Annotated in this window: 19 protein-coding genes and 1 tRNA gene; 12 read left to right on the forward strand and 8 right to left on the reverse strand. The window is 57.2% G+C overall.

Features of this window, described 5'->3' with window-relative positions; genetic code table 11:
- Nucleotides 1–79 precede the first annotated feature (79 nt).
- The 5 genes from P8S53_RS07605 (at nt 80) to P8S53_RS07625 (ending at nt 6478) form a co-directional block, all read left to right on the forward strand.
- The gene (locus P8S53_RS07605; RefSeq protein ID WP_277806538.1) at nt 80–1432 is read left to right on the forward strand and encodes an ABC transporter substrate-binding protein; all 1353 of its coding nucleotides are present in this window, start codon (nt 80–82) and stop codon (nt 1430–1432) included.
- A 118-nt stretch (nt 1433–1550) separates the two neighbouring features.
- On the forward strand, nt 1551–2528 hold the full coding sequence (locus P8S53_RS07610) for a carbohydrate ABC transporter permease (protein WP_277806539.1): 978 nt from the start codon (nt 1551–1553) through the stop codon (nt 2526–2528).
- Between the two features lie 18 nt (nt 2529–2546).
- Entirely contained in the window at nt 2547–3698 is a 1152-nt protein-coding gene (locus P8S53_RS07615) for a carbohydrate ABC transporter permease (protein ID WP_277806540.1), read from the forward strand.
- A gap of 14 nt (nt 3699–3712) precedes the next feature.
- On the forward strand, nt 3713–5365 hold the full coding sequence (locus P8S53_RS07620; RefSeq protein ID WP_277806541.1) for an alpha-amylase family glycosyl hydrolase: 1653 nt from the start codon (nt 3713–3715) through the stop codon (nt 5363–5365).
- 21 nt (nt 5366–5386) lie between these two features.
- Nucleotides 5387–6478 (forward strand): ABC transporter ATP-binding protein, encoded by a 1092-nt coding sequence (locus P8S53_RS07625; RefSeq protein ID WP_277806542.1) that lies wholly within the window; start codon nt 5387–5389, stop codon nt 6476–6478.
- Nucleotides 6479–6565: 87 nt separating this feature from the next.
- On the opposite strand, the gene P8S53_RS07630 is transcribed toward P8S53_RS07625, so the two are convergent.
- On the reverse strand, nt 6566–8029 hold the full coding sequence (locus P8S53_RS07630; protein ID WP_277806543.1) for a DEAD/DEAH box helicase: 1464 nt from the start codon (nt 8027–8029) through the stop codon (nt 6566–6568).
- A gap of 228 nt (nt 8030–8257) precedes the next feature.
- Here P8S53_RS07630 and P8S53_RS07635 point away from each other — a divergent pair.
- A tRNA-Leu gene (locus P8S53_RS07635) sits at nt 8258–8341 on the forward strand.
- 160 nt (nt 8342–8501) lie between these two features.
- Here the strand turns inward: P8S53_RS07635 and P8S53_RS07640 are convergent.
- From P8S53_RS07640 to bcp, 4 genes are all read right to left on the reverse strand, one after another.
- Nucleotides 8502–9113 (reverse strand): polymer-forming cytoskeletal protein, encoded by a 612-nt coding sequence (locus tag P8S53_RS07640; protein WP_306417839.1) that lies wholly within the window; start codon nt 9111–9113, stop codon nt 8502–8504.
- Nucleotides 9103–10428, reverse strand: coding sequence for a DUF5930 domain-containing protein (locus P8S53_RS07645; RefSeq protein ID WP_277806545.1), 1326 nt, complete (start codon nt 10426–10428; stop codon nt 9103–9105). The genes P8S53_RS07640 and P8S53_RS07645 overlap by 11 nt, the downstream gene beginning before the upstream one ends.
- Before the next feature lie 279 nt (nt 10429–10707).
- Entirely contained in the window at nt 10708–11535 is an 828-nt protein-coding gene (locus P8S53_RS07650) for a ferritin-like domain-containing protein (RefSeq protein ID WP_277806546.1), read from the reverse strand.
- Entirely contained in the window at nt 11532–11993 is a 462-nt protein-coding gene (gene bcp / locus P8S53_RS07655; RefSeq protein ID WP_277806547.1) for a thioredoxin-dependent thiol peroxidase, read from the reverse strand. The genes P8S53_RS07650 and bcp overlap by 4 nt, the downstream gene beginning before the upstream one ends.
- A gap of 89 nt (nt 11994–12082) precedes the next feature.
- Here bcp and queA point away from each other — a divergent pair, with 89 nt between their 5' ends.
- The 5 genes from queA to P8S53_RS07680 all read left to right on the forward strand — a co-directional run bounded on the left by queA (nt 12083) and on the right by P8S53_RS07680 (nt 17996).
- Nucleotides 12083–13135 carry a tRNA preQ1(34) S-adenosylmethionine ribosyltransferase-isomerase QueA gene (queA, locus tag P8S53_RS07660; protein WP_277806548.1) on the forward strand — a complete coding sequence of 351 codons (1053 nt, stop codon included), beginning with the start codon at nt 12083–12085 and terminating at the stop codon, nt 13133–13135.
- A gap of 118 nt (nt 13136–13253) precedes the next feature.
- On the forward strand, nt 13254–14507 hold the full coding sequence (locus P8S53_RS07665; protein ID WP_306417895.1) for an MFS transporter: 1254 nt from the start codon (nt 13254–13256) through the stop codon (nt 14505–14507).
- 124 nt (nt 14508–14631) lie between these two features.
- Nucleotides 14632–15210 (forward strand): DUF924 family protein, encoded by a 579-nt coding sequence (locus P8S53_RS07670; protein WP_277806550.1) that lies wholly within the window; start codon nt 14632–14634, stop codon nt 15208–15210.
- Nucleotides 15211–15322: 112 nt separating this feature from the next.
- Complete coding sequence (gene lpdA / locus P8S53_RS07675; RefSeq protein WP_277806551.1) at nt 15323–16717, forward strand: dihydrolipoyl dehydrogenase; 1395 nt, start codon at nt 15323–15325, stop codon at nt 16715–16717.
- A gap of 103 nt (nt 16718–16820) precedes the next feature.
- The gene (locus P8S53_RS07680) at nt 16821–17996 is read left to right on the forward strand and encodes an NAD(P)/FAD-dependent oxidoreductase (RefSeq protein WP_277806552.1); all 1176 of its coding nucleotides are present in this window, start codon (nt 16821–16823) and stop codon (nt 17994–17996) included.
- Between the two features lie 39 nt (nt 17997–18035).
- Here the strand turns inward: P8S53_RS07680 and P8S53_RS07685 are convergent, their stop codons facing one another.
- From P8S53_RS07685 to P8S53_RS07695, 3 genes are all read right to left on the reverse strand, one after another.
- The gene (locus tag P8S53_RS07685) at nt 18036–19859 is read right to left on the reverse strand and encodes a hypothetical protein (RefSeq protein WP_277806553.1); all 1824 of its coding nucleotides are present in this window, start codon (nt 19857–19859) and stop codon (nt 18036–18038) included.
- On the reverse strand, nt 19843–20496 hold the full coding sequence (locus P8S53_RS07690; protein WP_277806554.1) for an ABC transporter ATP-binding protein: 654 nt from the start codon (nt 20494–20496) through the stop codon (nt 19843–19845). The genes P8S53_RS07685 and P8S53_RS07690 overlap by 17 nt, the downstream gene beginning before the upstream one ends.
- 208 nt (nt 20497–20704) lie before the next feature.
- A complete protein-coding gene (locus P8S53_RS07695) occupies nt 20705–21274 on the reverse strand; it encodes a DUF882 domain-containing protein (protein WP_277806555.1) in 570 nt (189 codons plus the stop codon).
- A 494-nt stretch (nt 21275–21768) separates the two neighbouring features.
- Between P8S53_RS07695 and P8S53_RS07700 the strand changes: the two genes are divergently transcribed.
- Nucleotides 21769–23307: a murein L,D-transpeptidase gene (locus tag P8S53_RS07700; RefSeq protein ID WP_277806694.1), complete on the forward strand. Its 1539-nt coding sequence runs from the start codon at nt 21769–21771 to the stop codon at nt 23305–23307.
- Nucleotides 23308–23412 lie beyond the last annotated feature (105 nt).

The raw sequence follows: 23412 nt of genomic DNA on the forward strand, positions 1-23412 counted from the left end.
GATTCCAAACTGCTGGGATGCTGATCAGCACAAGCAAAAAAATTGTGCACAATAGATCGTCAACCTTGGGAGGATGACAATGAAAACCAAATTTTACGCAGGCGTCGCGACGCTTGCCCTGTTGGCCGGTGGTGCGTCCGCGCAGGACCTGATCGTTGAGCCGGGCACCGACGGCTTCAACTGGGACAGTTTCGAGGAATTCTCGGCAGCGCATGATTTCAGTGGCGAAACAATTACGGTCACCGGCCCATGGTTGCAGCCGGATGCGGGCATGCTGCGCAATGTACTTGCCTATTTTGAAGATGCTACAGGCGCGACCGTAAATTATTCTGGTTCTGACAGTTTCGAGCAGGACATCGTGATCGCGGTTCAGGCAAATTCCGCGCCCAATATCGCAGTGTTCCCGCAACCCGGACTGGCATCGGACATGGCGGCAATCGGCGCGCTGGCGCCGTTGGGTCAGGAAACCGCCGACTGGATGATAGAAAACTATGCGGCCGGTCAGTCATGGGTTGATCTGGGCACGTTTGCCAATCCCGATGGCGAGCAGGAAATGTTCGGATTCTTCTATAAGGTCGATGTGAAATCGCTGGTTTGGTACAGCCCCGAACAATTTGATGAAATGGGCTATGAAATCCCCGAAACGCTGGAAGACCTGAAAGCGCTGTCCGCGCAAATGGTCGAGGATGGTGGCACGCCATGGTGCATCGGGCTTGGGTCAGGTGCGGCAACCGGCTGGCCTGCGACCGACTGGGTCGAGGATATGATGCTGCGCCTGCACGAACCGGAAGTTTACGACGGCTGGATCACCAATGACGTGCCGTTCAACGACCCCCGCGTGGTAGAAGCGATTGAAGCTTACGGCGAATTCGTGCGCACCGATGGCTGGGCGCAAGGCGGCGCGGAAGCGTCCGCAACCACCGATTTCCGCGACAGCCCCGCCGGTTTGTTCCAGATCCCGCCCGCGTGCTACATGCACAAACAGGCGTCTTTCATTCCGTCCTTCTTTCCCGAAGGGTCGGAATTCGGTTTTGATTACGACTTCTTTTACTTCCCCGCATCAAGTGAACGCGATCTGGGGGAGCCTGTTCTTGGTGCAGGCACACAATTTGCCATCACCAATGACAGCCCCGCGACGCGCGGCCTGATCGAATTCCTGAAAGCGCCCATCGCGCATGAAATCTGGATGGCGCAATCAGGGTTCCTGACGCCGCATACCGGCGTCAATCTGGACACATTCGGCGACGACTCTCTGCGCGCAATGAACGAGATTTTGCTGAATGCGACCACATTCCGCTTTGATGCATCCGATGTGATGCCGGGCGAGATTGGCGCAGGGGCGTTCTGGACCGGCATGGTCGATTACACCACCCAAGGCGATGCACAGGCCGCGGCCGATGCGATCCAGTCACGCTGGGATGCGATGCGCTAAAGCCATTTTGGCGGGGCCGCACATGTTGCGGCCCCGCTTTTTGCAACTGCTTTTCTAAAAGCAAGCGCAGCTGGCGGGGCGCTGTCCTGGCAGCGATTGCGGCGGCGAAGGGGGGAAGATGTCACCAATCTTGCAAGGGATATTGACGATCATCATCGGTGTCGGTGGATGTGTCGGGTATTTCTACGCGTCCAATCTGATACTGGACAAGTTCATCTTTCCTGCGCGTGGCCAGCACGCAGGGCGCAACATCAACCGTGCAAACAAAGTGCGCCCCTGGCTGTTCCTGTTTCCCGCCATATTCGCCCTTAGCCTGTATCTGGTATATCCGGTTATAGGGTCTTTCTATCGGTCGCTTTTCGACCGGTCCGGCATGAATTTCATCGGATTGGGGAATTACTTTGATCTGATGAACGAGGGGACATTCCGCACGGCGGTGTTCAACAACATGCTGTGGGTTTTGTTCGTGCCCGCAATGGCCACGTTTCTGGGGCTGTTGGTTGCGCAACTGACAGACCGCCTGTCCTGGGGAAATATCGCCAAATCCCTGATCTTTATGCCTATGGCGATTTCCTTTGTGGGGGCATCGCTGATCTGGAAATTTGTCTATTCGGCCAATCCCGATATCGGCATCATAAATTCGCTGCGCGACTTTATCGGGCTGGTGCCGGTTGATCCGATTCAGGTGTCCTTCTGGAACAATTTCTTTCTGATGTTCATTCTGGTGTGGATTCAGACAGGCTTTGCCATGGTTATTCTGTCGGCGGCGCTGCGCGGCATTCCCGAAGAAACCATCGAGGCCGCGATTATTGACGGGGCAAACCCGTTTCAGGTGTTCTTTTCCATCAAGGTGCCCCAGATCATGGGCACAATTATTGTCGTTTGGACCACGATCACCATTCTGGTGCTGAAGGTGTTCGACATTGTCTACACCATGACCGGCGGCAATTTCGGAACCCACATTCTGCCCAGTTATATGATGACCTACATGTTCCGCGATGACGGGCGGGCAACGGCTGTTGCTTTCGTCATCATGATCCTCGTGCTGCCGGTGATGGTGTGGAACATCCGGCAAGCCAGAAAAGAAATGCGCTAAGGCGGGGAGGGGAACACAATGGACAATATTGCTGGACAAAATCAGGGTGGCAGACTGGCAGTTAATATCACAGTGGTTATTCTCGTGTTGCTGTGGCTGCTGCCGACAATCGGGTTGTTCGTGTCATCGTTCCGCGACCGCGACCAGATTTCAAATTCCGGCTGGTGGCAGGCGCCGTTTTCGGTGGATCTGAATTTCCGTGCGCGTGTGGCGGCTGATGGTGCGCGCGAAGAAGGCGGCGTGTTCATTCTGGAAGGCAATGTTTTTGATGATCCCGCGCTGGCTCAGAATTTCCCCGATGGCGAAGGCGTTGTCGCGGCTTACGGCACGCGCGCGGTCGCACCCGATGAATTCGTCGCAGGTCAGGTGTCCGAATTGCGCACCGGTGGCACAGTTGTTATTGAACGCGACGGGCGCTACAGGGTTGAAAGCCCTGAAGAAATAACCCGTGGCCCGACCCTGTATTTTGAAGCGCGAACGCCGCCCAAATTCACGCTGGCAAATTACCGGACCGTGCTGTTTGCCGACGGGATGGACCGCGCGTTTATCAATACGCTGACAGTGACCATCCCTGCCACGATCATCCCGATCCTGATTGCGGCTTTTGCGGCCTATGCGCTGGCATGGATGGATTTTCCGGGCAGGGGGCTGTTGATCGCAGCGGTTGTCGGGTTGCTGGTGGTGCCGTTGCAACTGGCGCTGGTGCCGTTGCTGAAGCTGCACACGGATGTCGGCATCGGCCAGAGTTTCTTTGGCATATGGCTTGCGCATACGGGATTCGGGTTGCCGCTTGCGGTGTATCTGTTGCGAAACTACATGGTCGGCTTGCCGCGCGACATTATCGAATCTGCCAAGGTGGACGGTGCCACGGATTTCCAGATTTTCGTGCGCATTATCTTGCCGCTTAGTTTTCCGGCACTTGCGTCTTTTGCTATCTTTCAGTTCCTGTGGACATGGAATGATCTGCTTGTGGCCAAGGTTTTCTTGCCATCGGGCGCGGAATCGCAGGTCATGACTGTCAAGATTGCCGATGATCTGCTTGGCTCTCGGGGCGGGGACTGGGGCATTCTGGCGACAGCGGCGTTTGTGTCCATCGCGGTGCCGTTGCTCGTCTTTTTCACAATGCAACGCTATCTGGTGCGCGGCCTGCTGGCCGGCTCTGTCAAATAAGGAAAGAGAACCTCGTGTCTGTTCAAACCCTGTTGCAGCCTGAACGCGGGCTGGAGCTTTCACCCGAATGGTGGCGTGGTGCGGTGATCTATCAGATCTATCCGCGCAGCTATCAAGACAGCAATGGCGACGGTATCGGCGATCTGCGCGGTATCGTGGAACGCCTGCCGTATATCGCCAGCCTTGGGGTGGATGCGATCTGGATCAGCCCGTTCTTCACATCACCGATGAAGGATTTCGGCTATGATGTGTCGGATTATTGCGATGTTGATCCAATGTTCGGCGCATTGTCGGATTTTGATGCGCTGGTCGGCATGGCGCATAAGCTGGGCATCAAGGTGCTGATTGATCTGGTGTTGTCGCATACATCCGACCAGCACCCGTGGTTCAAGGAAAGCCGCGCCAGCCGTGATAATGCGCGTGCAAACTGGTATGTGTGGTCTGACCCCAAACCGGATGGCACACCGCCCAATAACTGGCTGTCGATCTTTGGTGGCTCTGCCTGGGCATGGGACACAACACGGTGCCAGTATTACTTGCATAACTTCCTGTCATCGCAACCGGACCTGAATTTTCACGAACCCGCAGTTCAGGAAGAATTGCTGAATGTCGCGCGGTTCTGGCTGGAACGCGGGGTCAACGGATTTCGTCTGGATACGATCAATTTCTATGTTCATGATCATCAGTTGCGTGACAACCCGGCCCTGCCACCCGAACAGCGCAACGCCACCATTGCGCCTGCGGTGAACCCCTATAACCATCAGGAACATATCTACGACAAGAACCAGCCGGAAAATCTGGATTTCCTGCGCCGGTTCCGTGCGGTTCTGGACACCTATGGCGCATCTGCCGTGGGCGAGGTGGGCGATGCCCAGAAGGGCCTTGAAATCCTTGGCGAATACACATCCGGCAACGACAAGGTCCAGATGTGCTATGCGTTCGAATTTCTGGCCGCAGACGCACCTTCAGCGGCGCGCATATCCGCAGTGCTGCGCCATCTGGACCATGTGGCGCCGGATGGTTGGGCGTGTTGGGCATTTTCAAACCATGATGTCCCGCGCCACATCACACGTTGGGATCTTAGCCCCGCAGCGGCGCGGGCCTATGCCGCGCTGATGATGTGCATGCGCGGTTCCGTGTGCCTGTATCAGGGCGAGGAACTGGGCCTGCCAGAGGCAGAGTTGTGTTTTGATGATCTGCAAGACCCGTATGGCATTCAGTTCTGGCCTGAATTCAAGGGGCGTGACGGCTGCCGCACCCCGATGGTATGGACCGGATCAGTTGTGAATGGCGGGTTTTCGACTGCGGTTCCGTGGTTGCCGGTGGCGCGCGAACATGTGGGACTGGCCGTTGATACCCAGGAACGCGCGCCCGATGCCTTGCTGCATCACTACCGCCGCGCGATTGCGTTTCGCCGCGCCCACCGTGCATTGACCCACGGTGTGTTGCGCGATTTGCATGTGTCCGGCGATACATTGTCCTTTATCCGCGAGGAGGCGGGCGAGGTGATGTTCTGTGCCTTCAACCTAAGCCATGATCCGGCAACATTGTATCTGCCTGAAGGGCATTGGGTCACTGTCGGACAGGACCTGAACAGTTCCGGCCCTGGCGAAGACGGGTTGGTGCATCTGGGGCCATGGCAGCCCTGTCTTGTCGTGAGGCGATAAAACAATGAAGGGGAGGACAGCATGGCAGATCTGAAACTTACAGATGTTGAAAAGGCCTATGGCGAAGTCAAAGTGTTGTCGGATGTCAATCTTGACATCAAGAAAGGCGAGCTGATTGTCTTTGTCGGCCCGTCGGGTTGCGGGAAATCCACACTGCTGCGCATGATTGCAGGGCTGGAAAAGATAACGGGGGGCACATTGGAAATTGATGACATGGTCGTCAATGACATCCCCCCCGCGCAGCGCGGTATTGCCATGGTGTTCCAGTCCTATGCGCTTTATCCGCACATGACTGTGCGCGACAACATGGCCTTTGCGTTGAAAATCGCAAAGAAAAGCAAGGCAGAGATTGACGCCGCGGTAAACCGGGCTGCCGATATCCTGCAACTTGGCCCCTATCTGGACCGCTTGCCGAAAGCGCTGTCTGGCGGGCAACGCCAGCGTGTGGCAATTGGCCGGTCTATCGTGCGCGACCCGAAAGTGTATCTGTTCGATGAACCCCTTTCGAACCTTGATGCGGCGTTGCGTGTGGCCACGCGCATCGAGATCGCAAAATTGAAGGAATCGATGCCCGATTCGACCATGATCTACGTCACCCATGATCAGGTCGAGGCGATGACCCTTGCGACCCGTATCGTCGTGCTGGCGGGTGGCGGGATTGCGCAGGTCGGCTCACCCCTAGATCTTTATGAGCGCCCCAATGGCGAATTCGTGGCGCAGTTCATAGGCTCGCCTGCGATGAACCTTTTGGCCGGCGAAGTTACCGAAACCGGTGCGCAAACGGCGGTCAAGCTGGCCGGCGGCGGCACGGCGCGCGTCGATATTCCCACAACTGATGCCGACAAGGGCCTGCGGATCAATCTGGGCGTGCGCCCCGAAGACCTGATTGCCACAGATGATGATGATTTCGTGTATCAGGGAGAGGTCGATCTGGTCGAAGCACTGGGCGAATTGACGGTGTTGTATTTCAAGCCCGATGGCCCCGACGCCGCCCCTGTGCTTGCCAAACTTGCAGGCACACATAACAATTTGCGCGGCAAAACCGTGAAGTTGAAAGCCGACCCTGCAAAAATGCACCTGTTTCACAACAAAGTATCGCTGTTGTATCGCTGAATGGGGGCTACTCAATGTCAAAAAGCCGCGCTGGGTCCAGCGCGGCTTTTGTTTATGTGTGACGCCCGCAAGCGGCGCGATATGTCGTCAGGCGCTGCGAAATTCGCGCAGCAGGAAATCCGGAACATGGTCGCCCATGCCAACCACGTTGTCGCCACGGTTGGAATTGCGTTCACGCGGGGCATGTTCGCGCGCTGGTGTGTTGCGCTGCTGCTGTCCGCCGCGCCGTGGTTTTTCAGCGCGCGCGGCGGGGGCGGGTGCAGGGGCCACATCGCGTTGCGCAGTGTCATCCTGGGCAATGCTATCTTGCGGCGCCGCTTCACGCGGTGCGGGTTGTTCCACCTTTTCGGCAGTTTCGGCTTTCGCTGGCCGGTCCTTGTGGCGAACGCGCACAGGGGCTTGCAGTTCGGGGGCTTCAACCCGTGGCAAGGTCTTTTGCAACAGGGCTTCAATCGCATCCAGATATTTCTGGTCAGACGGCACCATGATCGAAATGGCCTTGCCGGTTCTTCCGGCGCGTCCCGTGCGCCCGATGCGGTGCACATAATCTTCAGGGTGCGATGGCAGGTCAAAGTTGAACACATGGCTGACGGACGGCACGTCAAGGCCGCGCGCGGCCACATCGGATGCAATCAACAGCCGCAGATCGCCTGCGCGGAACTTTTCCAACGTGCGCGTGCGCACCGACTGGTCAAGATCACCATGAATGGGGGCTGCGTCGTATTTGTGTTTCACAAGTGACTTGTACAGAATATCGACATCTACTTTGCGATTGCAGAAAATAATCGCATTTTCCAGCTTTTCGCCTTCGGCTTCGATCACGGCACGCAGGGTTTCGCGCTTCAGTTTTGCCGCAGTATCGCGCCGCGTCGCTTGCAACTGGATCAGTTCCTGAGCGATGGTTTCGGATGCGGATGCCTGACGCGCAATTTCGATGCGTGCGGGATTGGACAGGAACGTATTGGTGATACGTTCGATTTCCGGTGCCATCGTGGCAGAGTAGAAGAAGGTCTGCCGTGTGAACGGCGTTAGGCCGAAAATACGTTCAATGTCGGGAATGAACCCCATATCCAGCATGCGGTCGGCTTCATCCACAACCATCACTTCGACGCCGGTCAGCAACAGCTTACCGCGTTCGAAATGGTCCAGCAACCGACCCGGTGTCGCAATCAGAACGTCAACGCCGCGATCAATCAGCTTGTCCTGTTCACCAAATGCCACGCCACCAATCAGCAGGGCTTTGGTCAGGCGCGTGTGTTTGGCGTAAGTGTCAAAATTCTCAGCCACCTGGGCGGCCAGTTCGCGTGTTGGTGCCAGCACCAGTGAACGCGGCATGCGCGCGCGGGCACGGCCACGCCCCAGACGCGTGATCAACGGCAGCGTGAAAGACGCGGTCTTGCCCGTGCCAGTCTGTGCAATGCCCAGCACGTCGCGCCCTTCAAGCGCGTAGGGGATGGCTTGCGCCTGAATGGGGGTAGGGACTGTGTAGCCCGCTTCGTCGATAGCTTTCAGGACCTTGGGGTCCAGCTTCAGATCAGAAAATTTTGTCATGCGTTTCCATGGTTTCGGCGTCGGGCCGGAACAGTTATGAGACGCATACATTTCGCGTCCCGCGATCGGATGAACTGTCGCAACAGTTATCGTCTGATAAATGAATTGCCACGCCGAGTCAATCTGAAGGGATCATGGCACTGATCCGGGGCCGGAAATAACTTTCATCCGATGCATCTTCGCAGTTGCAGGCGGCGCAAAGGCGCGGTATTCACCCACTGCTGGCACGCGGGTGTGGCGGAATGGTAGACGCAGGGGATTCAAAATCCCCCGCCGCAAGGCTTGGGAGTTCGAGTCTCCCCACCCGTACCAGATTTCAAATTTATGATGACAGACAGGATCACGCGGCCAGAAATGGCGTGGGGTCTGTGTTATATTTCAAGGTGCAAAACCGGTTTTTCACTTTGAAATGCAAACAGGGCCACGATTGAGGCTTGATCAATCGCGGCCCTGTGTGAATTTTGCAAAGGGCTTAGGAATTGCCGGCGTTTTTCTTCTGATCAGTTGCTTTTTTCACGGCTTCGGACATTGCAGCCGGTTGATGCTGCGGTGCGGGCGCGGATGCCGCTGAAGATCCAGACGACTGGGGGTGTTGCGGTTGCTGCCCTGTCGCCCCGCGAGATGTTTGAAGCGGGTCATCCTGACGCTGCACGGACCCTTCGAAATGCGCACCCGATTCGATGGCGATTGTCTTGTGAATGATGTCGCCTTCAACCTGCGCGGCTGATGTCAGGCGCACTTTCAGGCCGCGCACCCGACCGATGACGCGGCCGTTGATCACGATGTCATCGGCAACGATCTCACCGCGGATGGTGGCCGTTTCACCGACTGTCAGCAGATGCGCGCGAATGTCACCATCAACATTTCCTTCGATAACGACATCCCCTGTGGTTTTCAGGTTGCCGGTTACCGTCAGATCAGACGCCAGAACAGATGCGGCAGGTTTGGATTTTGTCATCTGTGCGGGGGCGGTATCCGCGCCGCCTTGACGCAGGAAGGATGGAGTTTCCGCAGGAGGGGACGCCGGTGCTGCCTCGTTTGAAGGTTTGCTTGCGGTCTCGTTGATGCGGCTTTTAGAAAACATGCTGTCCGGCCCTTATGTAGGTTTGCGGGTTTACTGGTCTACCGTTGATTCGCACTTCATAATGCAAATGCACACCGGTTGACGCTCCAGTCGTGCCCATACCACCAATCTTCTGTCCGCGCGATACCCTTTGTCCCGCCCGCACGTCCATTGAGTTCAAATGAGCGTAATATGTCTCGATCCCGAATTCATGCTGGATGATGACCAGATTGCCATATCCACCCTGACGCCCGGCGGATTTGACCACACCATCGGCGGTGGCATGAATTGCGGTCCCGCGTGATCCTGCCCAGTCAAGGCCGTTATGCATGGTGCTGCGACCGGTCAGCGGATGGCGGCGCATGCCAAAGCCGGATGTTTCGCGCACATTGCCCGATACGGGGCGCGCGACAGGCAACCGGTTGATGCCAAGCCTGTAGGCGTGAATATCGGCCAGACGCTGCAACACAGCGTTGGCGCGTGCAATGTCCTGATCCTGCGACATGACACCGGATGTGGACACCGAGATCGGACGAAGTGACGCGGTCTGCGAATTGGCCCCTTGCCGCACCAGACGGCGTATCTGGTCGGGGGTCACACCGGCTGCACGGAAAACACGTTCCAGCGGTTCGACGACAACTTCCAGCGCGTCTTCCAGCTGGGAAAAGATCATATGATTGCGGTCGCGAAGCAACTCGTTTTCAAGGGCCAGATGCCGCGCCTGATTGACGGATTGTTCGGCATCAAGCGTCAGTTCACGCGTTGATCCCGCCATCTTGTCCATCGCAATCAGCAAGTAATCCAGCATATCTTCTGTTTCGCGCGACCGGTCTGCGGTGGTCTGCGTCGTGCCGGTTTCCGCTTCCAGCGTGGTTGTCACTTCGGCCAGACGGGCGCGCGCTTCGTCGCGTTCGCGCACAACACGGCGAATGGTGTGCTGAATATTGTCGATGCCGGTTTCAAGCTCCAGACGTCGTTCTTCCGAGGCCAGCAGTTGCAGCTGCATATCGGAAATGCGGGTCATTGCTTCGGAGAAGCGGGTTTGCGCGGCTTCTGTTTCAATGGCGCGCTGGTCGCGTTCTGCCGCCAGTTCGTTCAGGCGCTGTTCATAAGTTGCCTGATCGCGTTCTGCATGGTCGCGCAAATTGCCCGACCCAATGGAATCCATCAGCAGGATTGATGTTGCAATGATGCCCCATGCAAAGAAACTGGTCAGAGATGCAAGCGCCACAGCCTGTGTTACGGGGCGCAGGCGAACAAAGCGCGTGGTGGTATCTGATCGAAGGAAAAGCCTTTGTTCGGGAAGGTGGCGCTCCAGCCGGTGATTCAGTTGCATAAGCATTTGTTTCAAAGCAGAGTTCCCATTTCGCCTTCTGACAAGGGCATACAAACAACAGTCGATGTGAACCCGTACACACATCAGCGCCCCCTGTGTGATTACGCAAGCTTCACCAGTGCTGCAAGATTTTTCCTGACTGTTGCAGCACAACATCACCCCTGAAGGCACCGATCAGCGAGATTCTGCCGATTCAATGTGTTATCTACGTCTTTTGGGGGAACCAAAATGCCGCGATGCACGTATCACGCGAGTGTTTTCGTCCCCCAAATTGCCCGATTACCCGTGCCCACCCAGATCGGGTTCGGTCAATGGCCAGTAAAAATCTGGTGGAATACCGGCCTGCGCGCGCTTTTCTTCGTTGAACGGCGGGCGCAGCGGGCCGTGAAAATAGCGCCGCACAAGTTCAAGAAACACCGGCTGCGGGTCTTTGCCGTCGCGCCCACATAAGAAGTTGAACCATTTGGACCCGTAGGCCACATGCCCGACTTCTTCGGCATAGATGACGTTCAGCGCCGCAACGGCGTCATCCATACCCGCGCGGGTGAATATCTCGATCATGCCGGGGGTGACATCCAGCCCGCGCGCTTCCAGCACCATTGGCACTACGGCCAGACGGCCCAGAATATCGCTGGCGGTGTCTTCGGCGGCGCGCCACATTCCGGCATGTGCGGGAAGTGCGCCATACTGGCTGCCCAGGGATTCAAGGCAATCGCAGACCAGCCCGAAATGCTTGGATTCCTCGTCCGCGGCCTTGACCCAGTCATCGTAAAAGCCCACCGGCATATCAATGTCGCCATAGCGCGCAACAAGATCCCAGTGCAGATCGACCGCATTCAGTTCGATATGCGCAATGGCATGCAAAATGGCGATCCGCCCCTGCGCGCTGCCGGGGCGGCGGCGCGGGACATCGCGCGGGTCCAGCAGTTCGGGCCGGTCAGGACGCGCAGGGCGCAGGGGCGGTTCGGCCATGCCAAGGGGCAGGGGCGTGCCTGCCTTGCGCGCGTCAAACCACGCCGCCGCATGCCGGCGCGAGCGGGCGCATTTTTCGCGCCCGTCCGCTGTGGTCAACACATCGACGGCCATTTCGCGCAGGGACTGTGTCATAGGTTGCGCACAGCCTCCAGCACATCTTCCGCGTGGCCCTTGGCCTTTACCTTGCGCCAGACCTGCGCAATGCGACCGTCACCGCCAATCAGGAATGTCGCGCGTTCAATGCCCATCGACACTTTGCCATACATGTTCTTCTCGACCCAGACGCCATAGCGTTCGCACACATCGCTGTCTGCATCGGATACCAGCGCGACCCCAAGATCATGTTTCGTGATGAACTTGTCATGCTTGGCGACTGTGTCCTTGGACACGCCGACCACCTGTGCGCCTGCGGCCTTGAATTCGGCACCAAGGGCTGTGAATTCCAGCGCTTCGGTGGTGCAGCCGGGCGTGTCGTCGCGCGGATAGAAATACAGCACAACCTTGGCGGGTTGCAGTGCGGACAGTGTCAATTCGCCGCCACCGTCGCGGGGCAGTGTGAAATCGGGGGCAGTGTCACCTTGCTCTAACATGTCGGTTTCCTTTCATTTGAAGACTTGCCCTGTTGTAGCGGTCTTTGTGGCAAGTTAAAGGGGCAGGCCAAACCAAGTGCGGTGTGCTCATGAAGCTGTCCGATTTCGATTTTGATCTGCCTGAAGACCTGATCGCCACGCGCCCTGTGCGTCCGCGCCCTGCTGCGCGGATGCTATTGGCGCAAGGCGATGTGTTTTCGGACCGTCATGTGCAGGACCTGCCCGATATTCTACGGCGCGGTGATTTGCTGGTTATCAACACCACGCGCGTCATTCCGGCCCGTCTGACAGGGCAGCGCCCGCGCAACAGTGCCCAAGGCCCTGTTAGCGCCAAGATCGAGGTGACCCTGATAGAACCTTGCCCCGATGGCAGCTGGCGCGCGCTGGCCAAGCCCTTGCGCAAGCTTGCCATGGGTGATGACGTGGTGTTCACGGACAGCTTGCAGGCGCAAGTCGTTGAAAAAACAGCCGAAGATGTGGTGCTTCGCTTCAATATGGACGGGGACGCTTTTGATCATGCGCTGGATGTCGCAGGCCAGATGCCCTTGCCGCCCTATATTGCCGGACGCCGCGCCGCCGATGCGCGCGACCGCGATGATTACCAGACAGTCTTTGCCCGCGACAGGGGGGCTGTGGCCGCGCCGACCGCGTCCTTGCATTTTGATACCGACCTGCTGGATGGCCTGCGCGCCAACGGGGTGCGCTTTGCGGAAGTGACCCTGCATGTGGGCGCGGGCACATTCCTGCCGGTCAAGACGGATGACATCCGCGACCATAAAATGCATGCCGAATGGGGCCAGATCACACCATCTGCCGCAAAAGCCATCATGGATACCAAAGCGGCAGGCGGGCGCGTTATTGCGGTCGGCACAACCGCGTTGCGCCTGATCGAGACTGCGGCCACAGCCCCCGGCGAGATTGGACCATGGAGTGGCAAGACCGATATCTTCATCACCCCCGGGTTCCGGTTCCGCATTGCTGACGGGTTGATGACAAATTTCCATTTGCCGAAATCAACGCTGATGATGCTAGTCTCGGCCCTTATGGGCAGCGGGCGCGTCAGGGCAATTTATGCCCATGCCATTGCGAAACGTTACCGCTTCTTTTCCTATGGGGATGCGTCGTTGCTGTTTCCCGACTGAATCCCCCTATAAATGGTCGCTTTGATCATATTCCCGATACATACGCATGACTAAGGGTATCGGCGATGGTGGCCAGTCGTTAGGCTTGGCCTGACGACTTCAACAGACAGGTATGACGATGTTGCATGTTTTTACTGCATCCTGGGCGCTTTTGCTGGGTATGCTGTTGCTGATGGTCGGCAATGGTGTGCAGGGCACATTGCTGGGGATTCGCGGCGCGATCGAAGGGTTCACAACCTTTCAGATGTCGGTTGTCATGTCTGCCTATTTTGTCGGGTTCCTGTTCGGGTCGCGCGCAACGCCGGAACTTATCCGGCGGGTTGGCCATGTGCGGGTGTTTGCGGCACTGGGGTCTTTGATTTCCGCAATTCTGGTTCTGTACGCAGCAATCCCTGACTGGATTGTCTGGGCCTTGTTGCGTGTTCTGATCGGGTTTTGTTTCTCGGGCGTTTATGTCACGGCCGAAAGCTGGCTGAACAACGCATCCACCAATGAAAACCGCGGTCAGACGCTGTCGCTGTATATGATCGTGCAGATGGTGGGAATCATCTGTGCGCAGGCCCTGATCAACTTTGCAGATCCTGCGGGCTTCATGCTGTTTGTTATTCCTTCGGTTCTGGTGTCGCTGGCGTTTGCGCCCATTTTGCTGTCGGTCAGTCCGGCACCCACATTCGGCACCACCAAATCCATGAGTATCCGCCAGCTTTATGACGTGTCCCCGCTGGGCGTGGTGGGGATTTTCCTGATGGGGGGCGTGTTTGCCGCAATGTTCGGCATGACCGCCGTTTGGGGCACGCAGGCGGGGCTGAGCGTTCTGGAAATCTCGGTCTTTACGGGGGCCATTTATTTTGGCGGGCTGGTGTTCCAGTTTCCGCTGGGCTGGCTGTCGGACCGGATGGACCGGCGCAAACTGGTGGTCTATGTCGCGCTTGCGGGCACATTGGGCGGGGTGACGGCGGTTATATTTGACCTGAGCTTTGTGTGGCTGGTGGGGGTTGCGCTGATTATTGGTGGCATCTCGAACCCGCTGTATTCGCTGTTGGTGGCGTATACGAACGATTATCTGGAATCGGACCAGATGGCGGCGGCATCTGGGGGGTTGTTGTTCGTCAATGGCGTGGGTGCGATCATCGGCCCGCTGTGCATCGGGTGGTTGATGGGGGTGATCGGCCCATCCGGGTTTTTCTTGTATATCGTCCTGCTGACATTGGCGCTGGCAATCTATGCAATGTGGCGCATGACCCAGCGTCCGGCGGTGCCGGTGGACCAGACAGGGCCGTTTGCGCCCGTCTCTCCGGTTGTGTCCGCCGCCACGGTCGAGGCCGTGTATACCGAGATGACAGAAAATGCCGAACAGGAAAACACGCCCTGACGGGCCGAACCTGTTGTAAAACAGCAAGATATTGCTGTTTTTCTGTGCAAAACGGGTAATTGACTTGCCTGAAGGTCAAGGTGCTGGCACGATTCTTGCCACAGGCAACACAAGGAAAAAAGCCATGTCCAGCGTTGATGATGTCATTTCGTTCTGGTTGGAAGAAGTCGGACCGCAAGGATGGTATGCGCAAAGCGACGAAGTCGATGCGCAGATTCGTGACCGCTATCTGAAATTATGGGAAAAAGCGCGGGACGGGCGATTGATGAACTGGGCTTCGTGCCCGCGTGGCGCATTGGCCTTCCTGATCGTCGCCGACCAGTTTCCGCGCAACATGTTTCGCAATGATGCGCGGGCCTTTGCAACGGACGACATGGCGCGCCGTGTAGCCGCGCGTGCCTGTCATCTTGGGTTTGATTGCCAGATTGCCGAACCTGCCCGCCAGTTTTTCTATCTGCCGCTGATGCATTCCGAAAGCCAGATGGATCAGGATCGTTGTGTGCGCATGTTCCTGTTGCGTATGCCGGAAACAGGGGCTGATAATTTGCTGCATGCGCGCGCGCATCGCGCGGTGATCCGTGAATTCGGGCGCTTTCCCTACCGCAACGCGGCACTGGGCCGCGCAAGCACTGCGCCCGAACGCGCCTTTTTGGAACGCGGCGGATATATGGACGCCCTGAATGAACTGAAAGCTGCTGCGTGATCCAGTTATGCCGGTGGCGCATGGCGGGGTTTCCTCTTGCGCGTTGCGACGTGAGGGTAAATAGTTTAATGCCAAACTACTTTCAGATGTGCGTGCAGGAGGAGGAACTCATATGGCCGACAGATCGTTTGACGTTGTCGTAATCGGTGCAGGGCCGGGGGGCTATGTTGCGGCCATTCGTGCAGCCCAACTGGGGAAATCCGTGGCGATCGTCGAACGCGAGCATTTGGGCGGCATCTGTCTGAACTGGGGCTGTATCCCGACCAAGGCTTTGCTGCGCTCTGCCGAAGTGTTCCACCTGATGCACCGCGCCAAGGAATTCGGCCTGACCGCCGAAAAGATCGGCTTTGATCTTGATGCCGTGGTCAAACGCTCGCGCAAGGTGGCGGGGCAGTTGTCAGGCGGAATCGGCCATCTGATGAAGAAGAACAAGATCACCGTCGTCATGGGTGCGGCGACCCTGCCTGCCAAAGGCAAGGTCAGCGTCAAGACCGACAAGGGCACCGAAACCCTGATGGCGCCGAATATTATTGTGGCGACAGGGGCGCGCGCGCGCGAATTGCCCGGACTTGAAGCGGATGGCGATCTTGTGTGGACCTACAAGCACGCATTGCAGACCAAACGCATGCCAAAGAAACTACTGGTTATCGGGTCCGGTGCCATCGGGATCGAATTTGCAAGTTTCTTCAACACGCTGGGTGCAGAAGTGACCGTGGTCGAAGTGATGGACCGCATTCTGCCCGTCGAAGACGCCGAAATCAGTGCATTCGCGCAAAAGCAGTTCGAAAAACAGGGCATGACCATTATGACCAAAGCCATGGTCAAGAAGCTGGACCGCGCCAAGGGCAAGGTTACCGCCCATATTGAACGGGGCGGCAAGACGGAAACTCAGGATTTTGACACGGTTATTTCCGCCGTGGGTATTGTGGCCAATACCGAAGGGCTGGGGCTGGAAGAACTGGGCGCGAAAATCGACCGCTCTTTCGTTGTGACCGATGAATATTGCCGCACCGGCGTTGAGGGGCTGTATGTGATTGGCGATGCGACCAATGGCCCTTGGCTGGCACATAAGGCCAGCCATGAAGGGGTGATGGTGGCCGAACTGATCGCAGGTGGCCATCCGCATGCGGTTGACCCAAGCAGCATTGCCGGATGCACATATTGCCACCCGCAAGTCGCGTCGGTGGGATTGACCGAAGCGAAAGCAAAAGAGCAGGGCTATTCCATCAAGGTCGGGCGTTTCCCGTTCATCGGCAATGGCAAGGCCATCGCACTGGGTGAGTCGGAAGGCATGATCAAGACAATATTCGACGCCAAAACCGGCGAATTGCTGGGCGCGCATATGATCGGTGCGGAAGTGACGGAGTTGATTCAAGGGTATGTTGTGGGCCGTGCGCTGGAAACAACCGAAGAAGACCTGATGAACACGGTTTTCCCACACCCGACGCTGAGCGAGATGATGCATGAATCCGTGCTTGACGCTTATGGCCGCGCATTGCATTTCTGATCTTGCCAGACTGTGCGGCTGCGCCGCGCGCCTATATGTCACGCCCTGCCTGCGGCAGGGCGTTCCTGATTCCAGAGTATTTAAAGCAAGATGAAAGAGAAGGATGCAGCGGTTTGATGTCATCATCCTTGGGGCTGGTGCCGCAGGAATGTTCTGCGCAATCGAGGCGGGGCGGCGCGGACGGCGGGTCGCGCTGATTGACCATGCCCGCGCCCCGGGCGAGAAGATTCGTATTTCGGGGGGCGGGCGCTGCAACTTTACCAATCTTGATATTGCGCCGGAAAAGTTCCTGTCGCAAAACCCGCGCTTTGCCTTGTCGGCTTTGCGCCGCTACACGCAGCATGATTTTATCGAACGGGTCCGGCAGGCAGGAATCGCATTCCATGAAAAGACGCTGGGCCAGTTGTTCTGTGACGGTTCTTCGCGCCAGATTGTGTCGATGCTGGTCACTGATTTGCAGCAGGCCGGTGTGCAGCTGTATCTGGGAACTGCCGTAAGCGATGTGTCACATGGGGACGGGTTCACCGTGACAACCGGCGCAGGCACACTGCATGCGCCGCATCTGGTGGTTGCGACTGGCGGAAAATCGATCCCGAAAATGGGGGCGTCGGGGTTCGGGTATCAACTGGCGGAACAGTTCGGGCACCGCTTGGTTGAAACGCGCCCTGCATTGGTTCCCCTGACCTTCTCGACGGGGCAAGTTGAAGAAATGAAGCCATTGGCCGGAGTATCGGTTCACGCGTCGGTGGCATGCGGCAAAACACGCTTCCTGGAGGGTATGTTGTTCACTCATCGTGGCCTGTCCGGTCCGTCAATATTGCAGATTTCAAGCTATTGGCGCGAAGGGCAGGCGGTTGTTGTCGACCTGGCGCCTGAATCAGACGCCTTGTCGGTGCTGGCGGACGAAAAGCACCGGAACGGACGACAGGCAGTGCACACGGCGCTAAGTAAGATGTTGCCAGAGAAGCTGGCGCGGCAGGCCGTTCAGCGTGCGCAGGTGCAGGGCAATCTGGCAGACCAGTCGAAAGCGGCGCTGGCACGGGTGCGGGACGCGGTTCACCAATGGCACGTTGTCCCCGTGGGGACAGAAGGCTACCGGACCGCGGAAGTCACATTGGGCGGCGTGGACACCAAGGGGCTGGATGCCAAGACTATGGAATCGCGATCCGTCAGGGGGCTGTTCTTCATAGGCGAGGTTGTGGATGTCACCGGATGGTTGGGCGGGTATAATTTTCAGTGGGCGTGGTCATCAGGCTGGGCAGCGGGGCAGGTCGTCTGAAACCCGCGCCGCTGACTTGCTATATCAGGCGAATATGCCCTAACCGGATACCTGTTCGCGCAGCACCGATGCCGTCATGGACGCCAGCAAATACACACCAAGAAAGATCAGGAACGCCACAATCGAATTTTCCAGCTTGCGTGGGTATGTGGCTTCATCCGGTGCGATGGGTTCCACCGACAGGGCCAGATAGCGGACCTGTCGACTGACTTCCATCCGCGCACTTTCGACTTGTTGCATGGCCTGGGCGCGCATCATTTCGCGGGTCTGGACTTCGGCTTCGGCCATGATCAATTCGCTTTGGATGCGTGCAAGCGACCCGCCTTCGCTTGACCCTTGGGTCATGGAATTGCGCAGGGTTTCAATTTCCGCGCGCAGGGCTTCTTCGCGGCGTTCCAGCGGTTGCAGCCGCGCGGCACTTGGTCTTGCATTCGTGCGCATTTCCTGAACGCTAAGGCGTGTCTGGGTCAGTTCTGTTTCCAGCGCCACAATGCGTTGCGACAGCAATGAAAGCTCTACCTCGCCAGAGATGATGGATGACCGTTCCTGCAATTCAATGGCGGCCTGCCGTGCTTCGATCAGTTTTTCCTGCGCTTCTTCCAGACTGTCGCGGGCTTCGCGCATCTGACTGTCGCGCAAGCGCTGGGTCATCATGTCGACATGTTCTTCGGCATAGCTTATCAGCGCGCGTGCAAAACGCTCGCTATCTTCGGGTGATGCGGCGATCACTTCCATGCGCACAACGCCTTCGGTCGGGTCATAGCCGATCTGGACGTGGCGTTGATACAGCTTATAGGCAGCCTCGTCGGTGGAATCTTCTGCCAGTCGGCGCAGAATGTCGATATGGGGTGCGCGGAAATGGTCCTTGAACCCTTCCTCGGCGTCCAGCCGCAGCATCGCACCGCGTGATTGCAGGAAGCTTTGCACAGAGGTTGCTTCACTCTGCCCCCCGCCCATGCCCATGCCCCCGGCCGATGGCAGCACACCTGACAGCGCGCCCATGCCAGACTGGCTGTCGGCTTGCTGGATGACAAATTCGCTTTGCGCGGCATACATGGGGGTTGCGATGACATAGAAATACCATGTCACAATGAAAGTTGGCAAAGTGACGAAGGCCAGCAGCCTTGCCCCCAGCAACAGCATCCGTTTGCGCCGCCGTTTTGCAATGTCGCGCCGCACCTTGCCAAGTTCGCGTTCGCGGTCTGCAGCGATCTTGGCCATGCGCGCCTGTGCGGCGTTCAATGGGTCATTTGCCACCGACGGTGCGGTTTCCCCGCGCAGGGCAAGCTCTCTGGATGTTGATTTTTCACCATCATCCAGCAGTTCCAGCATGGTTGCACGCGCGAAAGGGTCAATCCCGCGCTGGCGCAGGATCAGAACCGCCTCATAGGCGGAAGTTGCGCGAATTCCGTGCTTTTGCGCAACGCGCATGGCCATACGCAATTGACGTGCTGTCAGCCCTTCGCTGCGGATTGCATCGATGGTAAGCGCAACACCTGCGGCCCCTTCGACATCTGCCGAATGCTCGGGCGCGGGGGGGGGCGGTGATGTGTGTGCTACTTCCGCAGCGTTTTCTTCGTCATGGGTGACGCTGGTTTCTTCCTGATCCGAAGTTGCCGTAGCAGCGGGGGGCTGCGGCACGGTATCATCGGGCTTTTCATGCTCGATCATGTCGGGTGCTGCGCTGCGTGGCGCGGCCCTTGGCCGTTTTTGCACGCTTACCGTGGCAATAGGATGCGCGGGGCGCTGAACCTGCGCAGACGTGCTTTCAGGGGATTGATCTTCGCCTGCCACCGCCGACAGCGTTGCACTTTGCGCTGTTTTACGCAAACGAAACCGTTGGGATTTAACTGGAGTAGTCATACAGTTCTTTCGCTTGTTCAAGCGTGTCGAAAAAATACATCTTGCCGTCGCGTAGCACAGCGGCAGCACTGCAGAATTGTTGTAAGGTTTCTACCTGATGCGACACAATTACAAGGCCGGATTGCTCGAACCGTTCCTGCATTACCGTTCCTGCGCGTTTGTTGAATGCGGTATCCGTCGTGGATGGCATGCCTTCATCAACAAGATACAGATCAAAGTTCATGGCCAGCATCAGTGCAAGGGCCAGACGTGCGCGCATTCCGGCGCTGTATGTGCCGATGGGCATGTCGAAATATTCACCGATGTCACACATCCAGCGGCAGAACGCTTCGACATAGTCGGGGTCCAGACTGTATAGCGTGGCGATATAGCGGATGTTTTCGGTGGCGGTGTGTTTGGTGATCAACCCGCCCATGAACCCCAGGGGAAAGGAAACACTGCAATTGCGGTGAATCTTTCCGCTGTCAGGCTTTTCCAATCCTGCCATCATGTTGATAACGGTTGTCTTGCCGGTGCCGTTCTGGGCCAGAATCCCCAGCCGCATGCCCGGATCAATCGTGAAACTGGCATTCGCCAGAATGACCTTATGCTGTTTGCCAGTCCAGTAGGACTTGCTGACATTTTCGAAACTTAACATGCCTTTATTCACCTGGAACTGTGGGCTAACGTTTACATACGCGGTCGGCAGTTGCTGCTTTCACTATAGCCAATCTAGTGCAGTAATGCGGCGAAAATATGAGTGGGGCAATTAAAACAGGCAAAAGGCGCACAAAAGGTGCGCCGTCATGCTTGGTGCGGATACGGCACCGGTTCTTCAGTATGTTCGTTGGCGTGCCGTGGGTGCGTCAGCTTCCCCAGTTGCGGTTTGCACCGCAATCGAAATGCACGAAATCCGATCTGGAATAACGGCCAACCCCACCCGCATTGCAGGCTTCCGCAGCGCGGGCAATCTGGGCCACGGAACGCGATTGCAGGCGCACGTCAGCGGCCTTGCCGGTTAGATGAAGCGAGTTTTGCGCCACATTCCTTGAACGCGCACGCAGCATCGCGTTCGTTTGCGGCGAACGATACCCCGACAAAAGCATATAGGGTTCATTCACGCGCAGCATGTTATGGGCGGCTGCCAGAAAATCAATCGTGCGTGTATCGATTCCATGGACCGCATTGTTGCGCCAGTCGCGGAAGAAGTGATTGATTTCGGCCAAGGATTCAGGAATGTAAGACCCATCAATCCAGTAAATCAGATTGATTTTTTCACCCGTCCGTCCCGAATAGAAATGCAGTCTGCGAATGTCGCCCGATCCGCGTGCATAGGCCGTGACGCCGGGGAAAAATGGCGCAGCAGAAATTGCGGTCGCTGCAAACGCACCAAGAATAGATCTGCGGGTAATCCGGTTGGAATCGTGTTCACTCATCTGAACGGCTGTCCCTTTTCCTGTCCTGACGGTCATTCTTGTTATGAAGCGATGGTCCCCATGCGAACGAGAGTGTCCGTTTATGGACATTTTCCCTTGCGTCGCATGCATCACTATTGTCAGCTTTGTGACATATTTGATGATGTAACCCAAGCAAAGATAGGCGGGCGGTTCCATCGCGCCGCGAAACTAAGCGGAAATTCGCCAAAAGAGGGGGCGTATCCGGCGCGGCATGGGCATGGCGGCGCGCCATTGTGATTGCGGGTTTGTGTCGTGTCATGCCGGCAGTGTGAAGGATTTTGCTAAAAGAAACCTTAAGGCAACACTCTGTCGGGGGTAATGCGGTCCTCGCAGGCTTGTGAATGGACCTGATCGGCGATATTTTGCCACCCTTGTGATCACTGAATTATGATTCCCGCAGGAGGTGTGCATTGTTATCCGTAAATGTCGTATCAAGGTTCAGCTCTTGCATAGGTGCAGTCTGTTTGGTTTGTGTGCTGGGGGTCGGCGGGGCACTTCCGGCACATGCACAGCAGTTTCCGGTTTTCCGTCAGGCGCTTGCAGAAGGGGCGTCTTTCGACAGCGGGGTTTCGGCCTTTTACCGCGAGCGTGATTTTGCACCCGTCTGGACAGGGGCAGAGCATGCGGACCGGCGTGCCGCGTTGATCAATGCATTGACACGCGCGGGGGATCACGGTTTGCCAGCCGCGAAATATGATCTTCCCGGCCTTGTCGCTGCGTTTGAAGCGGTTGAAAGCGAACGTGACCGCGCGCTTCTGGAAGCCAGGATCACAAAGGTATTTCTTAGTTTTGCAACAGACCTGACCAGCGGTGTGATTGATCCCGGCAGGATCGACAGGAATTTTGTGCGTGAATTGCCGCGCCCTGATGCGGCAGAGTTGCTGCGCGCGTTTGTGACTGCGCAACCGGCGGCCTTTATGCGCAATCTTGCACCGGATGCGCCGGAATATGCGCGCCTGTTTCGCGCCAAGCAGTCCTTGGAAAAGGTGATTGCAAATGGTGGCTGGGGGCCGCGCGTGCCCGATGTTCGCTTTACGCCGGGAACGTCCAGTGAGGCGGTCATTACTTTGCGCAACAGGCTTATTGCCATGGGGTATCTGGACCGTTCAGCAGCGGCCAGCTACGATTCGGCGTTGCAGACAGCGGTTCTGAATTTTCAGGTGAACCATGGAATTGAAGCTGATGGAGTCGTCGGACCGGCAACAATTCGGGCACTGAACATCAGCCCCGAGGAGCGCTTGAAATCGGTTGTCGTCGCCATGGAGCGCGAGCGTTGGCTGAACATTCCGCGCGGTGACCGCCATATCTGGGTTAACCTTACGGATTTCAGCGCCAAAATTGTTGATTTTGATCAGGTGACATTCGAGACGCGCGCCGTTGTGGGGGCGCAGGCAGGTGACCGGCAAACGCCGGAGTTTTCGCACCGGATGACCTATCTTGAAATCAATCCTGACTGGACGCTGCCGCGCTCTATCATCGCGCGGTCGTATTGGGGGGCATTGGCATCGGGCGGGGCGCGGCATCTGCAAATCGTTGATGCGCGCGGTCGGGTTGTCCCGAGAGAGGCGATCAATTTCGGGCGCTACACGCCTGCGAATTTCCCCTTCAACGTGCGCCAGCCGCCCGGCCCGACAAATGCGCTTGGCGAAGTGAAGTTCATGTTCCCCAACCCCTATGCAATTTACCTGCATGACACGCCGGAACGCCATCTGTTCAATACCACGGTGCGCACCCATTCATCGGGATGTGTGCGGCTGAATGACCCGCGTGATTTTGCCTATGAACTGCTGTCGCGCCAGACAGATGATCCGCGCAATCTGTATCATTCAGTTCTGAACACGGGGCAACAGACCCGCGTTTATCTGGATGATCCTGTGCAAATTCATCTGGTCTACCGCACCGCATTCACCAATGTGCGCGGCGCGCTGAACTTCCGCGATGACATTTATGGCCGTGACGCGCGCATTTATGACGCGCTGGTGCGCGCCGGTGCTGTGCAAGGGGCTGTCTGACGCGCTGCATTCCGCAGTCGGCCAGTATGATTTCCCACCGCAGGGATGCGGTCGGGAAACATATTCAGCCCACACGGTTTTGAGTTGCCCTCTGTTGCGAAGCTG

Source organism: Roseinatronobacter sp. S2 (assembly GCF_029581395.1).
Lineage (GTDB): Bacteria > Pseudomonadota > Alphaproteobacteria > Rhodobacterales > Rhodobacteraceae > Roseinatronobacter.